At 69.5% G+C, this 6,319-nt stretch carries 7 protein-coding genes and 1 riboswitch; of the genes, 1 reads left to right on the top strand and 6 read right to left on the bottom strand.

Annotated features, from left to right (window positions below; translation table 11 throughout):
- From VLF38_RS13545 to VLF38_RS13535, 3 genes are all read right to left on the bottom strand, one after another.
- On the bottom strand, window positions 1-1,606 hold a 1,606-nt coding region (locus VLF38_RS13545; RefSeq protein WP_325271770.1), incomplete at its 3' end, for a DEAD/DEAH box helicase.
- A 125-nt stretch (window positions 1,607-1,731) separates the two neighbouring features.
- Window positions 1,732-1,995 carry a DUF3039 domain-containing protein gene (locus tag VLF38_RS13540; protein WP_414689400.1) on the bottom strand — a complete coding sequence of 88 codons (264 nt, stop codon included), beginning with the start codon at window positions 1,993-1,995 and terminating at the stop codon, window positions 1,732-1,734.
- A gap of 186 nt (window positions 1,996-2,181) precedes the next feature.
- A complete protein-coding gene (locus tag VLF38_RS13535) occupies window positions 2,182-2,727 on the bottom strand; it encodes a hypothetical protein (protein WP_325271767.1) in 546 nt (181 codons plus the stop codon).
- A 170-nt stretch (window positions 2,728-2,897) separates the two neighbouring features.
- Here VLF38_RS13535 and VLF38_RS13530 point away from each other — a divergent pair, with 170 nt between their 5' ends.
- Entirely contained in the window at window positions 2,898-3,617 is a 720-nt protein-coding gene (locus VLF38_RS13530; protein ID WP_325271766.1) for a TetR/AcrR family transcriptional regulator, read from the top strand.
- Here VLF38_RS13530 and VLF38_RS13525 read toward each other — a convergent pair.
- The 3 genes from VLF38_RS13525 to VLF38_RS13515 form a co-directional block, all read right to left on the bottom strand.
- Entirely contained in the window at window positions 3,604-4,605 is a 1,002-nt protein-coding gene (locus tag VLF38_RS13525) for a DUF3048 domain-containing protein (RefSeq protein WP_325271769.1), read from the bottom strand. The two genes, VLF38_RS13530 and VLF38_RS13525, sit on opposite strands and share 14 nt — an antisense overlap.
- Window positions 4,606-4,727: 122 nt before the next feature.
- Window positions 4,728-5,201 carry a C40 family peptidase gene (locus VLF38_RS13520; protein WP_325271765.1) on the bottom strand — a complete coding sequence of 158 codons (474 nt, stop codon included), beginning with the start codon at window positions 5,199-5,201 and terminating at the stop codon, window positions 4,728-4,730.
- A 5-nt stretch (window positions 5,202-5,206) separates the two neighbouring features.
- A riboswitch (cyclic di-AMP (ydaO/yuaA leader) is annotated at window positions 5,207-5,373 on the bottom strand.
- 180 nt (window positions 5,374-5,553) lie between these two features.
- Window positions 5,554-6,306: a glucose 1-dehydrogenase gene (locus tag VLF38_RS13515; RefSeq protein ID WP_325271764.1), complete on the bottom strand. Its 753-nt coding sequence runs from the start codon at window positions 6,304-6,306 to the stop codon at window positions 5,554-5,556.
- Window positions 6,307-6,319 lie beyond the last annotated feature (13 nt).

Raw genomic sequence — 6,319 nt, 5'->3', positions numbered from 1 at the left:
CCCCGCCGCACTCCTTGCGCAGGGCGTTGTGCGTGACGCCGTGCGGCTGCCCGGTGCGGTGGTACCACGCAGCGACGAGGCCGTTGAGCTCACGACGGAGTACGCCGAGGCGCTCGTGCGCGACCGCCCGGTCCTCGTCCGTCACCCCCAGAGCGCGCTCCTGCTTCTGTTGCTGCTTCTGCTTCTGGGCGCGGTCCGACTGGCGCTGGTGCAGCAGGTCGCGCACCTGGTCCGGCTCGAGGAGGCCCGGGATGCCGAGAAAGTCCATCTCCTCGTCGGAGCCCACGTGGACCTCACCCGAGTGACCGAACTCGCCGCCGTCGTACAGCACGCGGTCGAAGGTCGCCTCGGAGCCGAGCGCCTCGAAGTTGCCGAGCAGGTCGTCACTCGCCCCTTCGCCCGCATTGGCCTGGTCGATCAGGCCCTGCTCGGCGGCGAAGATGTCGCCGTCGTCGTTGACCTTGCGGCCGAGGACGTGGTCGCGCTGGACCTCCATCTCCGAGGCGAGCCCGAGCAGGTTGGGCACCGACGGCAGGAAGACGGACGCGGTCTCGCCGAGCTTGCGGGCACGCACGAAGCGTCCGACGGCCTGCGCGAAGAAGAGTGGCGTCGAGGTGTTGGTCGCCCAGACGCCCACTGCCAGGCGCGGAACGTCGACGCCCTCGGAGACCATGCGGACCGCGACCATCCACCGCTGATCGCCCTCGGAGAAGGCCGTGATCTTCTTCGACGAAGCCTTCTCGTCGGAGAGTACGACGACCGCCGCCTCGCCGCTGATCGCCCGCAGCAGCTTGGCGTAGGCGCGGGCCGTGGTCTGGTCCGAGGCGATGACGAGGCCGCCCGCGTCCGGGACGTGGCGGCGTACCTCCGTCAGGCGCTTGTCAGCGGCCTCGAGCACGGCCGGCATCCACGATCCCGCGGGGTCCAGCGCGGTGCGCAGCGCCTGCTGGTGCATGTCCTTGGTGAGCGGCTCGCCGAGGCGCGCGGTGATCTCGTCGCCGGCGCGCGTGCGCCACTGCATCTCGCCCGAGTAGGCCATGAAGAGGACAGGGCGGACGACGTGGTCGGCGAGCGCGTGCGCGTAGCCGTAGGTGAAGTCGGCCTTCGACTGCGGGATGCCGTCCTCGTTGGGCTCGTAGCTGACGAACGGGATCGGGTTCACGTCGGAGCGGAACGGCGTGCCCGTGAGCGCGAGCCGACGCGTCGCCGGGTCGAACGCCTCGCGGACGCCCTCGCCCCAGGACAGCGCGTCGCCCGCGTGGTGGACCTCGTCGAGGATCACCAGGGTCTTGAAGCGCTCGGTGCGGATCCGCATCGCGAGCGGGTTGACCGCCACGCCGGCGTACGTCACCGCGATGCCGAGGAAGTCACTGGAGGTCTTGCCCTGTCCCGCGGAGTACGCCGGGTCGATCGGGATCCCTGCACGGGCGGCGGCCTCCGCCCACTGCACCTTCAGGTGCTCCGTCGGCGCCACGATCGTGATCCGGTCGATGACCCGGCGGCCGAGGAGCTCGGCCGCGACGGTGAGAGCGAACGTCGTCTTGCCGGCGCCCGGCGTCGCGACCGCGAGGAAGTCGCGCGGCTGCTCGTCGAGGTACTTCCGCATCGCTGCGGCCTGCCAGGCGCGCAGCGACGTCGCCGTGCCCCACGCGGCACGGTCCGGCCAGGCCGGCGTGAGCTGGCCGGGAGCCTGGGGAACCGCGTCGAACAGGTCAGCCTCGGGCTGACCGCTCAAGACTCGTCCCCGTTGCCGCCGGAACCGTCACCGGAGTTGAGCGACTCCCAGATCTCCTTGCACTCCGGGCAGACCGGGAACTTCTCCGGCGCCCGGTTGGGGACCCACACCTTGCCGCACAGGGCGACCACGGGGGTGCCCATGACCATCGCCTCGGTCAGCTTCTCCTTGGGGACGAAGTGACTGAACCGCTCGTGGTCCCCGTCCTCGACGGACAGCGTCTCGCGGTCCTCGACGACGTCGAGCTGGGTGAATCCGATGGGCGTGCTCACAAGGTCGATCCTATGCGACAGACGGGGAGGGTCCGACCAGCCCGAACCCCGCACCTGGCCGGAAATGACGATCCCCGGGGGCCGGCGCGGGGAGGGAGGGAGCGCAACCACGAGGGTCACGGGGAGGGTGCGCCAGCACCCGGGGGACGTCAGTTCTGTGCTGACCGGAGAGGGTCAGGCGATGGCGGACGTGCGCGAGCGCGTGCCCGCCTTCAGCCGCTCGAGGAGCGTCGGCACGGGCTCGGGGGTCCAGTTCGCACCGATCTCGAAGGCCTCGCGGGCCTTCGCCTCGACGCCGGCACCGACATGGGCACCGTGCTCGGCCAGCTGGTAGGCCGAGATCTTGCCGGAGTTGAGCGCGAGGAGCTCGCGCTCCTTCTCCCTGCTCCGCTCGAGGATCGCGACGACCTCGTCGTCACCCTCGGCAAGAGCCGCGTCGAGCACCAGGCGGATGCCCGGGATCTCGTCGGCGGCTGCGCGCCAGGCCTCGATGGTGGCCTGCTCGAGGTCGAGCGGCTGGTCCTTCGCCTTGGTCTCGATGTGGCCGGACAGCCGGGTGTGCCACTTGAGCGACAGCGCGCCCAGGAGGTCGAGCTCGTCGCCGAAGACCTGCTCGACGCCGGGCACGTACATCGGAAGCTCGCCGTCGCGACGGATGTTCGCTTCCTTGATCACGGCCTGGAGGACGTCCCCACGGCGATGAAAAGCTTCCCAGTTCATGGGTGAGCTCCTTTCACTGATCCTGCGCACCGCGGCGCAACTCGGTCATCGCATACCGACGGTACGTAACGACCGTACGTGGCATACCGGCGGTACGCCAACTGTGCGGACGGTGATACGTGACACGTCACCGTGACCGCCATCACCCGATGCGCCCTAGACTCCCCCGCATGAGCAAGACCGACGGTGCCGCCAGCGACCGACGGCCCAAGCTGGCCATGCCCCGCGTGCCGTCCGTCCCCACCGTCCCCGGCCTCAGCCGACGCCAGCAGTACTCTGCGGCGACCCGCAAGGCGCTGATCAAGGCGGCCGGCCAGCTGTTCGCGGTCCGGGGGTACGCCGCCACCTCGCTCGATGCGATCGTCAGCGAGGCCAAGGTGACCAAGGGCGCGCTCTATCACCACTTCGCCGGCAAGCAGGGCATCTTCGAGGCGGTGCTCACCGATCTCGAGGACCAGGCTGCGCGCCAGATCAGTAAGGCGATGAAGGGCGTCAAGGACCCGTGGGACCAGGCCCGGGCCGGCCTGATGGCCTTCCTGGAGGTGCTGCGCGAGCCTGCTTACAGTCGGCTCGTCGTCCACGAGGCCCCGACGGTCCTCGGCCCGCGTGCCACCGACCGCGAGGACCGGTCGACGTTCGGCGTGATCCGCGAGGTCGTCGCCAACGTGCTCGGCGGTGCCGACGCCGAGGGCCTGGATCCCCAGATGCAGGAGACGTTCTCCCGGATCTTCTTCGGTGCACTGGCCGCGGCAGGCGACGCCATCGTCGAGAGCACCGACCCCGCCGCCGCGACCCAGCGGGTCGAGGCGGCGTTCGCGATGCTCTTCGACGGCATGCGCACACTCACGGGAGCGGCGCGACCGGCGACGGAGTCGGTCAGCGGAAGCTGACGCCACCGCCGTTGTTCGGCACCAGGTGGAGCCAGGTGCGGCCGGCGGGGACCTTGATCTCGCCCGCCTTGGTCATGAACGTGACGGTGTCGCCGACCTTCGGCTTCTTCCACGTGGCGCGGACTGCCTTGCCCTTGTGGAAGATGACCGCCTGGCCGCGTCCCTCGAAGTGCGAGATCGGCACCGGGTTACCGGCGGGGTCGACGTAGTTGGCCACCGAGGTGCGGACCATGCAGACGACCAGGGTGTCCGCCTTGAAGACATCCCCGTCGGGCATGTAGCCGTTCTGCAGGATGTACTTGTTGCCCATCAGCTGCCAGCGCGAGGTGCGCCCCGCCGACATCCGGGCGTCCACTGCCTTCGCCGGCTGGCCGGCCGGGAAGTCCGCGGCCTTGCCGAACGGCAGGTAGTCCACCGGACGGCTGCGCTGCTTGCCCTGCTTCGCGAGCTGGGTCAGGTCGGCCATCACCGAGTAGAGCGAGCTGTGGACACCGTCCGAGACCCGGCGCACGGCAGGGTTGCTCATGTCGGCGAACTTCACGCCCGCGCGGGCCAGGCCGTCGAGGGTCGGCCCCGCGGCACCCGAGGTGACGATCTCGGCGCCGAGGGGCTTGGCGATGCCGATGTCGGTGAGCCGCATCGACCGGACGGGACCGACCTGGCGGGGCAGGCGGGACTGGAAGAAGGTCGCCAGGCGCGTGGAGCCACCCTCGACCAGCTCTTCGACCACGAGGTCGGCCTTGCCCAAGCCGACCTGCGGCGAGCTCTTGGCCGTGTTGTCGATCTTGACGATGTACGCCGGCGACTTCGCCGAGCGGCCGTCCGGGACCTTCTGGCCGGTGAGCGGCCAAGTCTCGGGCGGCGCGGGCGCCGCAGCGGTGGACGAGGGCTCGTCCGACGTGGAGGGGGTGTCATCGCTGCCCTTGTCTCCCCCGCATCCGACGAGGACGAGACTCGCGGCGAGGGTGGCGGCAACGGAAAGGCGCATGCGGCGCACGGGGTTCTCCTTCTGCAGTGAGGTCCTGCTCCTCGAAGTCTGAGGGCGCGCCTCCGCACAGTGGCGGAGGCGCGCCCTCAAACCCCGAGATCAAGCAGGGCGGCGGAGCGCCCTCAGCGGAGCGTGTACGCCGACCAGGAGGTGGTCCACGGACGCCGGATGCGCACGTGGTCGCCCGACTTCGGGGAGTCGAGCATCAGCCGGTGGCCGTCCTTCCAGCCCACGAAGATGGCGATGTGGCCGCCGAAGTACATGAGGTCGCCGATGCGCATGTTCGACTTGGCGATGGGCCGGGCGTAGTCGGCCTGGGCGCCCGAGCTGCGCGGCACCGCGATGCCGGCCTTGCGCATCGAGTAGTAGATCAGGCCGGAGCAGTCGAACCGGCCCGGGCCCGCAGCGCCGTAGGCGTACGGGTCGCCGATCTGGTTGCGGGCGATCTTGACGCCGAGGCGGATCTTCTCGACGCGCGTCAGCGTCGCGGAGGCCTCGGGAGCGGTGGAGACGTCAGTGGCGACGAGCCCTGCCAGGAGGACGAGCAGGACGAAGGGCAGCGCGAGGACGCTGCGCATGCGAGAGATCGCAGGCATGGTGGAGTTCCTTTCCCACGCCTGTGAGGTGAGCTGTCGGGTTGGAGCTGGAAAGTGCTCCGCCACTGCTGTGGCTTCACCCCGAGCGGTCCGGAGACCGCGTGGAACCTGTGGGTCCCCCACTCCTGCCCAGATCGCTAGATCACGGGGACGCATCCGGCCGGGCAGGACTCGGCGAAGGCCGGTGCGTTGATGTTCGGTTGTGGGCCACGACGGTACGTAGCGATCGTGCTACTCGCCAGTCGGGACCCCTACTTTGGTATGTGATCCCCGTCGCGTGACGCACGCAACCCCGCCCGAAGAGCTCGGACGGGGTTGCGTTTGCGCAGGTCAGGGCCTGATTCAGCGCCGCTCAGTGGATCGCGGCGCCACCACAGACGTTGAGCGTCTGGCCCGTGATGTACGACGCTTCGTCGCTGCAGAGGAACGCTGCGGCCGCCGCGATGTCCTCCGGCAGGCCGACGCGGCCGACCGGGTTGAAGTCGGCGTTCATCTTGAAGAACTCCTCCGGCTCCATGCCCAGGCGCCGGGCCGTGGCCTCGGTCATCTCCGTGACGATGAAGCCCGGAGCGATCGCGTTGACGTTGATGCCGAACTTGCCGAGCTCCTTGCCGAGCGTCTTCGTGAAGCCCTGCACACCCGCCTTCGCAGCCGAGTAGTTGGCCTGGCCGCGGTTGCCGTAGGCGGAGATGCTCGAGAGGTTGAGGATCTTGCCGTAACGCTGGGCGGTGAAGACCTTCTGCGCGGCCTGGGCCATCAGGAACGCGCCCTTGAGGTGCACGTTCATGACGAGGTCCCAGTCGACGTCGGTCATCTTGAAGAGCAGGTTGTCGCGCGTGATGCCGGCGTTGTTGACCAGCACGTGCAGGCCACCGAGCTCGGCGACCGTGCGCTCGACCGCCGCCTCGACACCCGCGCGGTCGGCCACGTCGCAACCAATCCCGATGGCCTTCGGGAGCTTTGCCGCCGCGGCAGCGGCGTCCTCCTCGTTGAGGTCGACGATCGCGATCGCGGCACCCTCCTCCGAGAACCGCTGTGCCATGCCGAAGCCGATGCCGCGCGCAGCACCCGTGATCAGGACGACGCGTCCGTCGTAGCGACCCATGTTTCCTCCAAGT

The organism is Nocardioides sp. (assembly GCF_035481145.1).
Taxonomy (GTDB): Bacteria; Actinomycetota; Actinomycetes; order Propionibacteriales; family Nocardioidaceae; genus Nocardioides.
Note: the sequence above shows the minus strand (reverse complement) of the source record. Positions and strands in the feature narration are given on the sequence as shown.

What these genes read in the sequence shown, in the direction of transcription:
- VLF38_RS13520 (WP_325271765.1), bottom strand. Translation starts at nt 5,201, where the DNA reads ATGCCTGCGATCTCTCGCATGCGCAGCGTCCTCGCGCTGCCCTTCGTC.
- VLF38_RS13530 (WP_325271766.1), top strand. Translation starts at nt 2,898, where the DNA reads ATGAGCAAGACCGACGGTGCCGCCAGCGACCGACGGCCCAAGCTGGCC.
- VLF38_RS13515 (WP_325271764.1), bottom strand. Translation starts at nt 6,306, where the DNA reads ATGGGTCGCTACGACGGACGCGTCGTCCTGATCACGGGTGCTGCGCGC.
- VLF38_RS13525 (WP_325271769.1), bottom strand. Translation starts at nt 4,605, where the DNA reads ATGCGCCTTTCCGTTGCCGCCACCCTCGCCGCGAGTCTCGTCCTCGTC.
- VLF38_RS13535 (WP_325271767.1), bottom strand. Translation starts at nt 2,727, where the DNA reads ATGAACTGGGAAGCTTTTCATCGCCGTGGGGACGTCCTCCAGGCCGTG.